Here is a 14836-nt window from a genome sequence, read left to right on the forward strand (position 1 = left end):
ACGGCGCGTAAGATGGAGGCATCGCCCCGGACCTCGGCGTATTCGGTGGAGCCGGGATTCGAAGCCGGAATATTCAGCGAGCCCTGACTCTTCTCGTCCGATCAGCGGGCCGCGCCCGCGTGGTCAGCCAACTGAAAAAGGAGAATCCGGTATGTCGAGGATCGATGTCGAATCGGGCGTGGCCATCGCGGAAATCGGCGATCCGGTGGCGACCGGCTGTGCGGTGTGTCCCCATCCCGCCGAATCGCACGACGTGATCGCGCGCCGATTCTGCACGGCCACGCAGGCGGGCGCGTTCAACCGCGGCTGCGTCTGTTCGGGCGGACCGGAAAAAGCGGCCGCCGCGATGCGTGTCCGGAAATGACGTGCTTGTCGGACAGCACCGCGGGCCCCGTGGTCGGCGCGAGGCCGTCGAGCAGCGGCTGCGGGTGAAATCGCCGGGCGCGGTCAAGGGCTGCTTCGACGGCGCCTGATGGCCACGCTCGCGGGAACCGGTCGCGGAATTCAGCGCCCTCGCCGCGGACTCGGGCCCGGTCCGGGAGGACGTCGGACACTTCCGGCAGCTGGAGCGGGTCATGGAGGCGCTCTCGGACTGATCGTGGCCGGCAAGCAGGAGCACCTGCAGTACCTCGACCTCGAAGCCGCGGCCGCCCACTGCGCCGCAGGAGCGTCCACATGGGGCTGGCCGGCACCGAGACGGCCGGCGGCGAACCCGACGTCGTGCTCGCCGCCGCTGGTGACGTGCCGGCCCTGGCTGGACGTGGGCGCTGAGCGGAAGCCGGGTCAGCTCGGGACGGAGGGCTCGCTTTCGGGGGTCCGGGTGGCGAAGCCCCCGGCCCGGGGCGAAGCCCCGGTTGTCACAGCCCGCCCTCCGGCGCGGTGAGGCCGTCGGCGGGGTTCAGCCCGAGGATGGCGAGAAGCGTGGCGCAGTCGCCGGCGTCGTCCGCCGCCGACGCGACCACGCGGGCACCACGCCGGCGTTGCTCGCGGCTGAGGGCGAACGGGTCCGGCACCGGTCGCGGTGCCACCTTCGGCTGCCTCATCGGCGTGGGGACACGAGAGGTGCGGTTCGCCGGGGACCCGGCGCGCCCGGTGTCGCAGTGATCATCACGGCCCTCCGCTCGGTCCGGCCACTTCGGGGTGGCACCGCCGAGGTCCGGGGCGGACATCACCGAGGATAGCCCCGGCGAGCCGGTCGGGGCGTCGGCGAACGGGTGGGTCCCGTGGTTCCGGGCCATCGTGTGCACGAGCCCTTGCTCGTCCACGGCTCGCCGACGGCCGCCGTCGCCGCTCCCGGGTTCGGCGAGCGGTTCGGCGGCAGAGTTCAGGAGACGTGCCCGCCTTCGGCCTCCCAGTCGTCTTCGGTGGTGTCGTGCCGGGGCCGGCGTGCTGCCGGAACGACGAGCGCCCCGCTCGCGGCGAGGATGTCGGCCGGCCGGTCGGTGTTGCCACGGCGGGACGCGGTCATCAGCGCGCGGTGGCCCGCTGTGTCCACCGCCTCCGGTGGGATGACGAGGAGCGTGAGGTTCGGTTCCGGCCCGGTGACGGACAGGACGTGGCCGTCCCGCTCGAGGAGACCGTCGAGCCGGATGACGTGTCCGCCGATCTCGAGCCGCCGCGGTGCACTGTCCCATTCGGACACGGTGTACGCCACCCTGGTGAGGTAGCCGATCCTGGCGGTGAGCGCCGCGGCCAGCCCCGGCAGTTCCGCCGCGAGATCGCGCGACCACGGCCACCAGCCGCCGTCGACGTGACCGGCCTGTCCGCTCTGTGGTTTCCACACCAGTCTGGGCGGCGGAAGAGTGCTCTGACGCGGCCGCGCGGAGGACGTTCCGGTTCTGGTGGGCGATTTCGGCGTCATGCCGCTGTCCCGTCCCGATCGCAGTGACCGATGTGGAGGGAAACCGAGGACGGTACCGGCTCTGCCGCCGGCGCGCGAAATGCTCTCGGTACCCCGGATTCTACACCCGCCGCCGCGCGATCACGGTCTCGTGCAACGGTGCCGGCCGTGTTCCGGGCGGAAGGCCGAACCGCACCCACGGGCCTCGCCCGCGCCGTCGTCGATCGCCGCAGTGCGCGATCCTCACGCGCACTGTTCAGGGGCGTCCGGGGACCGGTCGTTCGCCGGCCGGCTGCGCGGTCACGGCGATGATGTCCCGCTCGTCGACCCAGTGCACCAAGGCCGCGGGGCCGTCGTCCGCGATGACGGGGACGCGGGCGCCTCCGGGCCCGAACTCGGTCCGGCCGGCGACGGCGCCGGTCCGCGGCGAGCGTGGATCCGGGCCGGCGTAGGTGACGCGCCAGTTCCCGACGCTGAACGCGATCTGGCGCCGAGGTGGGCGGGGAGTGACATCGTCCACTGGCGCGATACCGTCCGGGTTCCGGGCAGTCATCCGTCGTCTCCTCGGCCGTGGGTGCGTTCCGCGCGGTGCGGGGAACGGCGGGCACGCCGAGGTCTGGGGCGGTCCGGACAGCCTAGGCGTCCTACGCCGTTCACCAGGACCGAATCCCCCGGATGAGGGACCTCGAATGGAGGCGACGGCTCCGCCTCCGGGCGGCGCGCCGGATCGTTCGCCTTGTGGCGCCGCAGACCGCGGCCGTCGCCGGAGCCGGCTCAGCCGTCGTGGACGGCCACCGGTCGTCGCCCCGGCACCGGGCCGGAGCCACCTCTCTCGGCAAGAGTCGTCGAGGCCAGTTCCGCCACGAACGCGGCCGGTGAGCCGGCGTCGGTGAACAGCGCGCGTTGGCGTGCCGCGCCGGTTTCCCCGGCCCGCACCGCGGCGAGCTGCCGCTCGACCGTCGCGAAGTCCCCGTTGGCCTCCAAGGCCGGCCGGACGTACTCCAGGAGCCGGCCGGCGAGCACGTGCTGCGGGAGGACCTGGCCGGTGCAGGGGTCGATGCCGTCGCCGGGGTAGCCACCGCGGGCCGCGGCGGTCAGCGATGCGACGACCAGCGCGGTCCGGACCGGCCGGGGCGCGACGCCGGCCCGGGCCTCCGCGAGGATCGTGACCACGAGGGCGCGGGCCAGCCCGGCGAGCAGCACCGCGTCTTCGGCCGTCAAGCCGACGTCCGCGATGCGGATCTCGACCGTCGGGTACTTCGGCGAGAGCCGGGCGTAGTAGTAGACCCCGTTGCCGTCCAATGCCTCACCACGGAGTACCGCGCCGTCGACACTCGCGGCGTAGGCGGTCGCGTCCGGCCAGTCCAGCGGCGGGTTCGCGGTCGGCCAGCGCGACCACAGCGGGTACCGCCCGCTGGCCCACCCGGAGTCCTCGTCGTGCGCGAGCGGCGAATTGGCGCTGATGGCGAGGAGCGGCGCGAGCCAGGGGCGCAGGCCGGCCAGGACCCGGACGCCGAGTGCCGGGGACGGGATGCCGACGTGCACGTGGCAGGCGCACGTGCCGGCTTCCGGGAGGAGCGCGGGGTACCGGGCGGCCAGGGCGCGGTACCGGGGTTCGGCGGTGACGCCGGGCAGGCCCGGCAGATCGCCGCACGGGGGTGTCCCGGACGCCAGCACCAGGCACCCGGCCTGGCCGGCCGCGTCCGCCACGAGCCGGCGCAACCCGAGCAGCTCCGCCCGGATTCCGTCGAGCCCGGTGTGGATCCCGGTGGCGGTTTCGATCTGGAACCGCAGGAACTCGGGCATCACGGCGGGTTCGCCGTCGAGCAGCTCCAGCACCCGGGGCGCGGCGAGCGCCACCGCACCGGTCGCCGGGTCCGCGAGGACGAATTCCTCCTCTACGCCGAGGGTGAGGTCGTTCCTTTCCGGCAGGGAAAGTCGCACGTGCACGGCCGGGCTCCGTCCCTCGTTCGGATCGCCAGTCTCACCGGTTCGCCCGGCCCTGCGTAGGGCCTCAGGTCACCCCTCGGGGAACTTTCGGCCCTTCCGCGGGACCGATGGAGGACAGATTGGAGTGCACAAGGCGATCGGGGTGGTCTTCCGCATTTCTCGTTTGTGTTCCAGTGGATGCACGTGAATGTTCCCGCCCTTTTCGGAAAAATCATCGGAATCACCGGTCCGGGCGGGGTTCGTGGCACTCACAATCGTTTAAACTCGGTTGACGCTCCGGACCCTGGTGGTGCATCCGGCCACACCTGAAACGGAGCCGCTACAATGATCACCGCTGCGCGAGGCGAACCGCTGCCGTTCCGGGTCGAGGTGAGCGATCTCGAAGCGCTCGAGGCGACGACCCGCGCGTTCCGCGCCCTGGACTACCGGTACGGCGGCGGGTACTGCCACGCCCCGCTCGCGGCGCTCGCCTCGTGGACGGTTCTGCTGCGCGAGGGATCCGTTCCGCCGCGCCTGCGGCGACGGCTGTGCCGCGGTCTGGCCGACCTGCACAACCTGCTGGCGTGGACGGAGTTCGACTCCGGCCGTGACGAGTCCGCCCTCCGGTCGTTCGACGTGGCGGCCGAGCTCGCGGTGGAGGCCGAGGACCACGACCTGCTCGCCAACGTCAGCTACCGCCGCGGCCGGCTGCTCCTGCACCGCGGCTCGGTCGACGACGCGCTGGCGGAGTTCGATCGGGGGCAGGACGCGGCGGTGCGGGGGTCGTCGGCCCGGGCGCGGGTCATCCTTTCGATCAACCAGGCGTGGGCCTGGGCGATGCGGGCGAACGAAGCCGCCGCCTTGCAGCACCTGGGCCAGGCGATCGACGCGTTCCCCGCCGCCGTGGCGGCGGCGCCCTGGACGCGGTTCTTCGGCGCGACCGACCTCTCCGCCATGACCGGAACGGTCCGGGTCGAACTCGCGTGCTCCGTGGATCGCCGTCACGCGGCCCTCGCCATCCCGTTCCTCGACGACGCAGTGGCCGCCTACGGGCCGGAGATGAGCAGAAGCCGTTCGCTGACCCAGATCATGCTCGCCCTCGCCCACGCCGTCCGGCATGACACCGAGGCGGCCGCACGCGTGGGGACCGAGGCCATCCGCGTCGCACGCGAGATCCGGTCGGTGCGCGCGACGGGGCGCCTGCGGCCGCTGGAGGCCGCGCTCCGGGCCGGGCCGGCCAGCCGGGCCGGCCGGGAGCTGCTGACCCGGATCGTCGAGTTCCGGGCGGGAGCCGGGGGCGTCCCGGCCCGCTGAGCCCGGTCGGCCGGCCGGAGGCTGTCACGGCGGTGGACGTGAGAAAGGTTCCTTCGGCCCTCGGGCCGGGGGCGGGTGGCCCTGGGCAGGCCGTCGCCGAAGTGGACACGATGGCCGGAGGCAGGACGCCCGCGTCGCAGACCCGGGCCGGCCGGCGAGAGGACAACGCATGCAGATCCAGATCAGCACGGATCGGACGGTGCCCGGCGGCGAAGAGCTGATCCGGCACTTCGAAGGGGAGCTGGCCGCCCAGTTGTCGCGGTTCAGCGACCACATCACACGGCTGGAAGTCCACTTCAGCGAAGAGTCCGCGGCCGCCGACGGAATGGACCGCCGCTGCGTGCTCGAGGCCCGGCCGACCGGACGGCGGACGGTGGCCGTGAGCCACCACGCGGGTTCGGTCGCCGAGGCGTGCCGGGGTGCCGTGCACAAACTGGAGAGCGTGCTCGAAGGCGTGTACGGGCGGAGGGACCACCACAAGGGCGGGGACTCCATCCGGCACCAGGGCGGGGGTGCGGGATCATGACCGTCCGCGATGGACAGAGTTCGTCCGGCGAGCCGATCGTGCCGTCCGTCGTCATCGACTTCCCGCGCCCGCGCCCGTTGCCGGCCCACCGGTACCAAGATCTCACGATCTCCGTGGAGAGGCTCAGCGGCACGTTGGTCGTGACCGTGGACGGTGAGACCGACCTCTGCACGGCACCGATGCTCCACGACGTCCTGGAAGCGAGCTTGAGCCTGACGCCGCAGCGGATCGTCGTGGACCTGTCACTCGTCCGGTTCCTGAACACCGCCGGGGTGCAGGTGCTGCTCGACGCCCACCGCCGGGCCGCCCCGGGCACCGACTTGCGGCTGGTGGCCACGACGCGCGCGACCCTGCGGCCGCTGCGGCTCACTCGCGCGGACGAACGCCTGGTCGTGCACACCTCGCGGGCAGCGGCCATCGCGGCGCCGCGCTGGGCGGCGGCGGACACCGGCTGACCGCGGGACCCCGGTTTTCGCCTGCCTGGCCACACCTGCGTGAAAAGCGGCGGCTCAGCTCCCGGTTCGCTCGTCGGAACCGGGGCCGCCTTCGCTCGCGGCGCACGGGGTGCACCGTCATGGAGCGTCGGGGTCCGGAGCGCGGTCTTCCGGGCTGGAAGGGGAAACCCCGGTCACGGTTCGCCCGGGCGAGTGGTCCTCCGGCCGGGTGGCCAGGCTTCGCACGCCCGAGCTGAAGACGGCGAGCAGGGGCACGGCGAGCAAGGCACCGACGATACCGGCTGCGACCAGCCCAATCGCGAGGGCGAGGACCACGGCCAAGGGGTGCAGCCGGACGGCGCGCCCGAGCAGCAGTGGCTGCAGGACGTGGCTTTCGAGCTGCATGACACCGACGACGACGGCGAGCACGATGACGGCCGCCCACACGCCGTTGGCCACCAAGGCCACGAGGACGGCGATCGCGCCGGCGATCACCGAGCCGATGACCGGGACGAACGCGCCGAGGAAAACCAGCGCGCTCAGCGGAGCCGCCAACGGGACCCCGATGATCACCAGGCCGAGGCCGATCCCCGCGGCGTCGACGAGCGCGACGGCCGCCGTGCCGCGGATGTAGTGCGCCAGGGTGGTGAACCCGCTGCGCCCGGCGACGTCGACGCGGTCGCGCAGGCCGGTCGGCACGGCTCGCAGCACGAACACCCAGATCACGCGGCCCTGGGCGAGGAAGAAGATCAAGCAGAACACGGCGAGCAGGGCCTCGGCGAGCAGTTCTCCCACGGTCACTGCCGTGGTGAGGGCGCCCGACGCGATCGCCGACTTGTTCCGGCCGAGCGTGGCGGTCAGGTTGCCGAGCATTTCGTCGAGCTGGACCTGGCTCAGGTGCAGCGGCCCGGTGCGCAGCCAGGTGTGCAGATCGGTCAGGCTCGCGGTGACCTGGTCGATCAGCCCGGGCATGCCGACGGTGACGCTGATGACCACGAACGTCACCACGCCACCGGCCAGCACGATTCCCCCGACCAGCACGATCGCGGCCGCCAATCCGCGGGGGACCTTCTTGCCCGCCAGCCAGGAAACGGCCGGGGAGAACAGGCCCGCGAGCAGCAGCGCGACGGCGACCGGGACCAGCACCGAAGCCAGCTTGACGGCCACGAAGCCCACCACCGTCAGGGCACCCGCCACGATCAGCGAGCGCCAGGCGACGGCGGCCGCGACCCGGAGCCCGTAGGGAACCGCGGACAGCACATCCGCGGGGGATTCGCTCTTCCGGTTCACCGGCCGACCGGCTGTCATGAGGTCTCCGCCTTTCCGCGGTTCGTTACCCGTCCCGGCGAGGACGTGACCGGGCCCAGCGTGCCCCCGATGTCCCCGCGCCGCCGAGCGGCGAACGGCCGAACGCCACCGTGTGCGAGCCGACGTGAACCACCCGGCGACCAGGACACCGCCGCCGCGCCGTCGGGATCCGCGACGGCGTCGTCCGGAATCCCGCCGTCCTGGCCTTCCAGCATCGCGCGGCGGAGTACCCGCACGTCGTGGAGCAGGGACGCACGGCCGGTTCGTCCCCCGACCGTGTCGCACCCGTCACACACGCTGCGCAGTCGTCGTGTACGCTGAGTGTTGACCGAGAGCATTTCGTGCGCAAGTGATCGAACCTGCGCCGTCCTCGGCCCCAGTCCGGCCGGTAGTCGACAGCCGGAGACGGGAGCACCGACATGCTGTCGGGCCCGAACACCACCCTCGCCACCCACCCGGTCACCGAGCCCCGGCTACGGCTGAAACCGGCGGCACCCGCCACCGGACACGTCGACGGTGCATGGTGGCCCCGGACCCGCGAGCTGACCGCCGAACTGCCCGCGCTGCTCGCGGTACTGGCCGCCCGGCTGGGCCGCGTCGACCGGGTCACCTACCACCTCGGCGACTGGCCGGAGCCGCCCCGCCGCGTCACCTCCGACGGCAGCGGCGTCCGGCTCGAGGGATTCCGGTCGCAGCCCTCCGGCAGCTTGACGGTGATCGGCTGGGACCGGCACCGGACGACCCTGCTGGTCGTCCCCCCGGAAACCAGCCCCGACGCCGCACAGCAGGCCCTCACGGCCGCCGCGGACCCGGACAACACCGGCCGCGGCACGGATCTGCTGGCCGCCACCGGGCAAACGCCGACCGGCAGCGGCGCGCCACTGCCCTCCTGAACCGCGCTGCCACCCCCGAAAGGACCCGCGATCAGCATTCCCACGCTCGACAGTTCGCTGTTCAGCCACCCCATCGCCGAGCAAACAAGGCCCGGGGCACTCACCGCCGCCCAGGACGACCGGTACGGGAGCCTGTTCCGCCAGCCGGTGTACACCCCGGCACCGCCGACCGGAGCCGAAACAGCACCCGGCCCGCAACGGCGCCCCGGCGCGGGGGCACACGACCCGTCCGGACGCCGCGCCGGCCGATGACACCGGACCGGGCGTCGGCTTCCGCTGTCATGACAGCCGGGGCCGCCGCGAAACCGGGCGACGCCGTCACCGAGACCGGCGGCACGGCGATGGTTGCGTGCGCGGCCTGTCAGCATGCCCGGCACACCCATGATCCGGTCGCACGCCGGTTCTGCACGGCGACTGTGGCGGGTGGCTTCAACCGCGGATGCGTTTGCGTCGGCGGGCAAGACGAACTCGAGAAGGAAACATCATGACCACGAAAGCCGCCTTCGCGTCCCGGTACGACCTGCGCGTCAAGCTGGTGCGAGATGTCCTGAAAGAGAACACGAAATTGCCGGACACCGCCTGCCGGGCCCTCGCTGTGCAATTACTGCACACCATGGACACGATTCCCGAACAGCTGCGGTGAACGACCGGCGTGCGCCGGTGGGACGGAGAATTCCTCAGCCTCCGTTCCACCGGGTTTAGGCCGCCGTCGGCGGGCTAACCCCCACATGATCGCCCCGGACCCTGGCGGACAGGACAAGTACGTCAGCAGGAAGAGCGATCGAGATGACACGTACGTTGCAACGGCCGCCGAAGGCGGCGGAGCCGATGCTCGCGGGAGAAAAGTCCCGCACCGAAACCTTCCTGGTGAAGCTGTTCGCGGTGGTGCCGTTGCTGGCGCTGGCCGGGGCGGTGCCGTTCGCGTGGGGCTGGGGCCTCGGGTGGACCGATGTCGCCCTGACGGCCGGGTTCTACTTCCTGACCGGGCTCGGGGTGACGATCGGGTTCCACCGGTACTTCACCCACGGCGCGTTCAAGGCCGGCCGCGGCCTGCGGATCGCGCTCGCGGTCACCGGCAGCATGGCCATGCAGGGCCCGGTGATCGGCTGGGTCGCCGACCACCGCCGCCACCACGCTTTCGCCGACCGCGACGGTGATCCGCACTCCCCGTGGCGCTACGGCACGTCCGCCGCCGCGCTCGCCAAAGGCTTCTGGCACGCCCACATGGGCTGGTTGTTCGACCGCGAGAAGACCAACGCGCAGCGGTTCGCCCCCGACCTGCTCGCCGACCGCGACGTCGTCCGGATCGACCGCTGGTTCCCCGCGCTCACCGTGGTCACCCTGCTCAGCCCGGCACTGATCGGCGGCCTGGTGACGATGTCCTGGTGGGGTGCGCTGACCGCGTTCTTCTGGGCCGGCCTGGTGCGGGTGGCGGTGCTGCACCACGTCACCTGGTCGGTGAACTCCCTGTGCCACCTGATCGGCGAACGGCCCTACGCCGCCCGCGACAAGTCCGCGAACTTCTGGCCGCTGGCCATCGCGTCGATGGGCGAGTCGTGGCACAACTCCCACCACGCCGACCCCACCGGCGCCCGCCACGGCGTCCGCCACGGCCAGCTCGACATGTCCGCGCGGCTGATCTGGCTGTTCGAGAAGCTCGGCTGGGCCACCGACGTCCGCTGGCCGAGGGCCGAACACCTGGCCCGCAAGCTCAACCCCGGTTACACCGCGGCCCCCCGCGGGTTCGGCAGGCTGGAACGCGGACTGCTCACCGAGACGCCGGCACGGCCGCACCCCGGCGACGGGAGCCGGTCATGACTGCCGCGCAGCAGACGAGCGCTGGGCGGCCACCACTCTGAAGACCGCCGCGCCGAGCGGGCCGCCGGCGCGGGCGAACGGGTAGCGAACGGGCGCCGGGGCTACACTGGGCACAACGCCCCGGACCTCGGCGATCCTGGTTCTCCGGCACGGCTTACGCGGCCGGCGCCCGACCCGGACGGTGAGGCGCACGATGGTGGGACGTTCGGTGGTGGCCGTTCTGATCGGTCCCGTCAGTGCCCTGGCCGCGATCGGTGCCCTGACCTTGCCGGGTGACGTCCTGTTCGGCTGGATCCTGCTGGGAGCCGGCGCGGGGATCCTCGGCGCTTTCGGCGCTTCCCGGCTCCGCCCTGGGCGGGGTGGGGCAAGTGGGCCCGATCTCCCGGTGGGCGCGGCCACGGCGGCGGCGTTCGTCACGGCGTGCCTGGTCCTCGCCGGCTTGCTCGCGACGGTGGGCGGCGTCCTGACCGCGACCGTCCTGGTCCTGCTCGTCGCAGGCGGGCTGGCGGCCGGCTACCGCCACCGCGTTGCCCCGCCCACCGCACCCGAGCCCCACGACCGCCCGGCCCCGCGCCCCGTGCCGCCCGTCGCGGTGGCCGACCTGGCCACCGAGGACCTGTGCGTGGCGTGGCGGCGCAGTTACTTCCTCCTGATCCTCGCCACCGACGAGCCGGCGCGCCGGCTCGTCGTCCAGCGCCGGCAGGACTTCCTCGACGAGATCGAACGACGGGACCGCCGCGGGTTCCTCCGCTGGCTCGACAGCGGCGCGAAGGCCGGCAGCGATCCCAGCCCCTACCTGACCACGCGAAGCTGACCGAGGCCGGAAGGACATCATGTGGGTCGACGGCGCACTCCTGGCGTCGGCGGTGTCGGGCGACCGCACCGCGACGGGCGCGTTGCTGGGTCTGCTGCACCCGGGCGTGCTGCAGTACTGCCGGGTCCGGCTGGGGGACCGGTGGCACCGCGACAGCGACGCGGACGACTGCGCGCAGGAGGTCCTGATCGGCGTGCTGGGCGCGTTGCCGGGCTACCGGTACGGCGCCGGTAAGTTCCTGGGCTTCGTCTACGGCGTCGCCGCGCACAAGGTCGTCGATGCGCACCGGCGCCGCGGCGCCGACGTCAGCGTCCCGGTTCCGGAGTTCTCCCCGGAACCTTCCGGGCAGCGGGGACCGGTTCACCACGTCGAAGACCTCGAGCGGCGGCAGCGGCTGCACCACCTGCTCGACCTGCTGCCGCCGCAGCAGCGGGACGTCGTGGTCCTGCGGGTCGTGTTCGGTATGTCGGCCCGGGACACGGCGGGCGTGCTCGGCGTCTCGAGCGCGGGCGCGGTGCGGGTGAGCCAGCACCGGGCGCTGACCGCGCTGCGCCGGCACATCGCCGCCGCGCCGGTGCCGTGATGGCCCGGCCAGGCCCGCAGTTGCGGGTAAGGTGGGTGACCGCAGCCGCGACAGCGGTGCTGATCCGGACCTGGCTGTGTCCGAGTTGGTGTGGCGATCACGTACACCGACACGGGCGGAACCGGATGTGGAAACGCGGTGGCTGAGGTCGAAGTCTTGCGCGCGAGCGTGGTGGCCGCCCTGGGCGAGGTGGGTGCCGGCAGCGGCGTCGACGTCGTCGGGCGGGTGTGCCGGGCGTGCGTGCGCCTGCTGCCGGTGGACGGCGCGGCGGTCTCGATGATGGTCGACGCCGGGCACCGCGAGATCGTCTACGCCAGTGATGCGGTGAGCACGGCGTTGGCGGAGCTGCAGTTCTCCTTGGGTGAGGGGCCGTGTTTCGAGGCGTACACGCTCGGTGGCCCGGTGCTGGTGCCGGACCTGGCGGCGGGACCACCATCGGCGTGGCCGGTGTTCGCGGCCGAGGCCGCGGCGCAGCCGGTGGCCGCGTTGTTCACGTTCCCGGTGCAGATCGGCGCGGTCCGGGTGGCGACCCTCGACACCTATCGTTCGACGCCGGGTTCGCTGAGCCCCGGCGAGCTGTCGACGGCGCTGCAGGTGGCCGACATCGCGGCGCTCGCCCTCTCGGGACTGCGCGCCGGAGGCGGTCTGTGGCTCGACGGGGACGGGCGATGGATGGAGGGCGCGGGGATGCGGTACCGGGAGGTGCACCAGGCCACCGGGATGCTCATCGCGCACCTGGACCTGCCCGCGTCCGCCGCGTTGGCCCGGTTGCGGGCGTATGCGTTCGGGCACGGACGTTCCCTGCTCGAGGTCGCGGCCGACATCGTGGCGGGACGGCTGCGGTTGGACGAGGCGTTCGGTGGGGATTCACCATGAAGGCAGCTGACGAACCAGGAGATGGTGGGCATGGCCGACCGTGAACGACAAGTGACCAGGGCGTTCGTCGCATTGGCGGACACGCTCGTCGACGACTACGACGTGGCCGACCTGCTGCACACGCTGGTGGTGCAGTGTGTGGAGCTGCTCGACGTCGCCGCGGCTGGGCTGACGCTGGTCGACGAGCGAGGCGGTTTGCAGGTGTTGGCGTCTTCGACCGAGCAGGCGCGGCTGTTGGAGCTGTTCCAGCTCGACATCGACGAGGGCCCGTGCATCGAGTGTTTCACCACCAGCACGCCGGTGCTGGTGGCCGATATCGCCGGGGCGGCGGGGCGGTGGCCGCGGTTCGCGGCCGAGGCGGCCAAGGACGGGTTCGCGTCGGTGCACGCGTTGCCGTTGCGGCTGCGCAAGCAGACGATCGGGGCGCTGAACCTGTTCGGGCAGAACCCGGGGGATTTGTCGGCGGAGGACGTGGCGCTGGCGCAGGGGCTGGCCGACACCGCGACCATCGGCATCCTCCATGAGCGGGCCTTCCGTCAGGAGGAGATTCTCTCCGAGCAGTTGCAGACCGCGTTGAACAGCCGGGTGATCATCGAGCAGGCCAAGGGTGTGCTCGCCGTCAGCGGGCAGCTGAGCATGGACGGGGCTTTCCGGGCGTTGCGCGGTTTCGCCCGGCGGAACAACCTCCGGCTCAGCGACGTGGCCCGCGCTCTGGCCGACCGCGAACTCGCGCCCGCGGCCGTGCTGGCCCCCGCGGAGGCGTCTCCCTCTCACTGACGGAGTCCGTTGCGGCACCGGTGAAAGGGTGCCGAACGGTCCACCTCACGGTGACCAACGGCCCTCGCGACCCCGACCCCGTGCCGTGATGCTGGAGGCGGCCCACCGGCCTTCGACTCCAGGGAGTTCCCATGCGGTTCCGTGATCGCCGGGAAGCCGGCGAGCGGCTGGCTCTTCGGTTGCGACCGCTGCGCGGCGACCGGGCCGTGGTGCTCGGCCTGTCCGAGGGCGGGCTGGTGGTGGCCGGCGAGATCGCCGACATCCTGGGCGCGCCGCTGGACATCCTGCTCACCGGCCGGATCGAGGCCGCCGGGCCGCCGCCGACGACGCTCGGCGCCGTCGGTGAGGGCGGCTTGGCCGTCTGGGACCACGATGCCATCCGCCGGTTCGACATCGACCCGGCGGAGCTCGCCGGGCTCCTCGACGGGGCGCGGGCCGGACTGGCCCGCCAGGTCGCCGTCTACCGGAGCACGGTCGCGCCGGTGTCCATCGCCGGCCGCACGGTCGTCCTCGCCGACGACGGCGCCGCCACCGGCACGACCGCGCACACGGCGATCCGCGTCCTGCGGGCCCGCCAGGTCCGCCGGATCGTGCTGGCGGTCCCGGTCGCCCAGACCGACGTCGCCGACCGGCTCGCCCGCGAGGTGGACCAGTTCTCCTGCCTGCGCCCGGTGCCCTGGCTGCACGCCGTCCGCAACAGCTACCGGAAGTTCTCCGCGGTGGCCGACACCGAGGCGCTCGAACTGCTGCACCGGGAACCCCGCCTGCCGACCGAGGTCCGCCGGTGACGTCCACAGTGGACTGACGAGTCAGTTCGGGAGGCGCACGGCGATTTCGTCGCCCAGCGCCGCCCCGCCCGCCAGCTCGAGGTCGTCGCCGCTCCAGAACCGGCCGGGGTCGTACCAGTTCGGCCGGCGGCCGCGGGGCAGCAGGCCCATCGCTTCGTAGGTCAGGGCGACGATCTCGGCGCAGTAACCGCTCTCGAGGTCGGCTTCCCGGGTGTCCCGCTTCCGGCGGGGCAGCCGGCCGCCGAGCCAGCGCGACGCGAGGCGCGCGGTCGACGGGAACGGCGTGCCGTCCAGCCGCGCGATCGTGCGCAGGACGGCGTCCTCCGCCTCACCGGTGACCGGGTGGTCGAGCTGGCGCAGCCAGACCTGCTGGTGGTACTTCTCCGCCCACACGAGCACCGCCCGGCGCAGGTCGTGCAGCTGGGCGCCCCGCTGGTGGGTCCCGGACCAGACGTCCGGCAGGGCCCGCCCCAGCTCCGCGTGCCACATCAGCGGCGGCAGGTCCTCGATCACCACCGCCATGCCGACGTGGTTGACCGGGCTGTTCGTCACGACGCGGATCGTGCGGTCGGCCGCGGACCGGCCCCGGAACAACCACAGGTCGCCGGTGCGCGTCACGGCCACGGCTTCGTCGAGATCCAGCTGGTTCCCCGGCACGGGCAGTAGCCTAGGCCGATGCGCTGGTGGAAGACAGTGGGACTGGCCGGGCTCGTCGGGGTCGCCGCGACCGGGGTGGTGATCGCGCGCGAGGAGCGCCGGCGGCGGGCCTACACCCCGGACGAGATCCGCGAACGGCTGCACGCCCGCCTGGAGGCCTCGCCACCGGCGTCCCCCGACCGGCCGGGCGGGCGCCGCGAAGGTGGGGGGATTTAAAATGGGGGGCGGGGGGGGGCCCCAATGGTGAATAGGGGGAACCCGCGGGGGCTCCCGGGCGGG

At 72.8% G+C, this 14836-nt stretch carries 20 protein-coding genes; 14 read left to right on the forward strand and 6 right to left on the reverse strand.

All coding sequences use genetic code 11. The features are described from left to right. Positions 1–151 precede the first annotated feature (151 nt). Positions 152–364 carry an RGCVC family protein gene (locus tag AB0F52_RS10195; RefSeq protein ID WP_360167281.1) on the forward strand — a complete coding sequence of 71 codons (213 nt, stop codon included), beginning with the start codon at positions 152–154 and terminating at the stop codon, positions 362–364. Positions 365–857: 493 nt separating this feature from the next. On the opposite strand, the gene AB0F52_RS10200 is transcribed toward AB0F52_RS10195, so the two are convergent. From AB0F52_RS10200 to AB0F52_RS10215, 4 genes are all read right to left on the reverse strand, one after another. Then, on the reverse strand, positions 858–1028 hold the full coding sequence (locus AB0F52_RS10200) for a hypothetical protein (protein WP_360167284.1): 171 nt from the start codon (positions 1026–1028) through the stop codon (positions 858–860). A gap of 296 nt (positions 1029–1324) precedes the next feature. Continuing rightward, positions 1325–1783, reverse strand: a complete 459-nt coding sequence (locus AB0F52_RS10205) for a DUF5994 family protein (protein ID WP_360167287.1) — start codon at positions 1781–1783, stop codon at positions 1325–1327. Between the two features lie 313 nt (positions 1784–2096). Beyond that, positions 2097–2393, reverse strand: a complete 297-nt coding sequence (locus AB0F52_RS10210; RefSeq protein WP_360167290.1) for a hypothetical protein — start codon at positions 2391–2393, stop codon at positions 2097–2099. Between the two features lie 221 nt (positions 2394–2614). Continuing rightward, a complete protein-coding gene (locus tag AB0F52_RS10215) occupies positions 2615–3790 on the reverse strand; it encodes a YbdK family carboxylate-amine ligase (protein WP_360167293.1) in 1176 nt (391 codons plus the stop codon). 324 nt (positions 3791–4114) lie between these two features. Between AB0F52_RS10215 and AB0F52_RS10220 the strand changes: the two genes are divergently transcribed. The 3 genes from AB0F52_RS10220 (at position 4115) to AB0F52_RS10230 (ending at position 6064) form a co-directional block, all read left to right on the forward strand. Beyond that, positions 4115–5083, forward strand: coding sequence for a hypothetical protein (locus AB0F52_RS10220; RefSeq protein WP_360167296.1), 969 nt, complete (start codon positions 4115–4117; stop codon positions 5081–5083). A gap of 169 nt (positions 5084–5252) precedes the next feature. Continuing rightward, positions 5253–5609: an HPF/RaiA family ribosome-associated protein gene (locus AB0F52_RS10225; RefSeq protein ID WP_360167299.1), complete on the forward strand. Its 357-nt coding sequence runs from the start codon at positions 5253–5255 to the stop codon at positions 5607–5609. Next, positions 5606–6064, forward strand: a complete 459-nt coding sequence (locus tag AB0F52_RS10230; protein ID WP_360167302.1) for an STAS domain-containing protein — start codon at positions 5606–5608, stop codon at positions 6062–6064. The genes AB0F52_RS10225 and AB0F52_RS10230 overlap by 4 nt, the downstream gene beginning before the upstream one ends. 117 nt (positions 6065–6181) lie before the next feature. Here AB0F52_RS10230 and AB0F52_RS10235 read toward each other — a convergent pair whose 3' ends face one another. Next, positions 6182–7351, reverse strand: a complete 1170-nt coding sequence (locus tag AB0F52_RS10235) for an AI-2E family transporter (RefSeq protein ID WP_360167305.1) — start codon at positions 7349–7351, stop codon at positions 6182–6184. A gap of 419 nt (positions 7352–7770) precedes the next feature. On the opposite strand from AB0F52_RS10235, the gene AB0F52_RS10240 reads away from it, so the two are divergent. From AB0F52_RS10240 to AB0F52_RS10280, 9 genes are all read left to right on the forward strand, one after another. After that, a complete protein-coding gene (locus tag AB0F52_RS10240; RefSeq protein ID WP_360167308.1) occupies positions 7771–8244 on the forward strand; it encodes a DUF5994 family protein in 474 nt (157 codons plus the stop codon). A gap of 281 nt (positions 8245–8525) precedes the next feature. Beyond that, entirely contained in the window at positions 8526–8732 is a 207-nt protein-coding gene (locus AB0F52_RS10245; protein ID WP_360167311.1) for an RGCVC family protein, read from the forward strand. After that, positions 8729–8887: a DUF6307 family protein gene (locus tag AB0F52_RS10250; RefSeq protein ID WP_360167314.1), complete on the forward strand. Its 159-nt coding sequence runs from the start codon at positions 8729–8731 to the stop codon at positions 8885–8887. Before AB0F52_RS10245 ends, AB0F52_RS10250 begins: the two co-directional genes overlap by 4 nt. A 143-nt stretch (positions 8888–9030) precedes the next feature. Further along, on the forward strand, positions 9031–10062 hold the full coding sequence (locus AB0F52_RS10255) for an acyl-CoA desaturase (RefSeq protein WP_360167317.1): 1032 nt from the start codon (positions 9031–9033) through the stop codon (positions 10060–10062). A gap of 193 nt (positions 10063–10255) precedes the next feature. Then, positions 10256–10876 carry a hypothetical protein gene (locus tag AB0F52_RS10260; RefSeq protein WP_360167320.1) on the forward strand — a complete coding sequence of 207 codons (621 nt, stop codon included), beginning with the start codon at positions 10256–10258 and terminating at the stop codon, positions 10874–10876. A 19-nt stretch (positions 10877–10895) separates the two neighbouring features. After that, on the forward strand, positions 10896–11459 hold the full coding sequence (locus AB0F52_RS10265) for a sigma-70 family RNA polymerase sigma factor (RefSeq protein WP_360167323.1): 564 nt from the start codon (positions 10896–10898) through the stop codon (positions 11457–11459). A 138-nt stretch (positions 11460–11597) separates the two neighbouring features. Further along, complete coding sequence (locus tag AB0F52_RS10270; RefSeq protein WP_360167326.1) at positions 11598–12335, forward strand: GAF domain-containing protein; 738 nt, start codon at positions 11598–11600, stop codon at positions 12333–12335. A gap of 30 nt (positions 12336–12365) precedes the next feature. After that, on the forward strand, positions 12366–13112 hold the full coding sequence (locus AB0F52_RS10275; RefSeq protein ID WP_360168284.1) for a GAF and ANTAR domain-containing protein: 747 nt from the start codon (positions 12366–12368) through the stop codon (positions 13110–13112). A 131-nt stretch (positions 13113–13243) separates the two neighbouring features. After that, on the forward strand, positions 13244–13900 hold the full coding sequence (locus tag AB0F52_RS10280) for a phosphoribosyltransferase family protein (protein WP_360167329.1): 657 nt from the start codon (positions 13244–13246) through the stop codon (positions 13898–13900). 21 nt (positions 13901–13921) lie between these two features. Here the strand turns inward: AB0F52_RS10280 and AB0F52_RS10285 are convergent, their stop codons facing one another. Further along, complete coding sequence (locus AB0F52_RS10285; protein WP_360167332.1) at positions 13922–14557, reverse strand: hypothetical protein; 636 nt, start codon at positions 14555–14557, stop codon at positions 13922–13924. Between the two features lie 18 nt (positions 14558–14575). Between AB0F52_RS10285 and AB0F52_RS10290 the strand changes: the two genes are divergently transcribed. Continuing rightward, a complete protein-coding gene (locus AB0F52_RS10290) occupies positions 14576–14773 on the forward strand; it encodes a hypothetical protein (RefSeq protein WP_360167335.1) in 198 nt (65 codons plus the stop codon). Positions 14774–14836 lie beyond the last annotated feature (63 nt).

The organism is Amycolatopsis sp. NPDC024027 (genome assembly GCF_040638975.1).
GTDB lineage: Bacteria > Actinomycetota > Actinomycetes > Mycobacteriales > Pseudonocardiaceae > Amycolatopsis.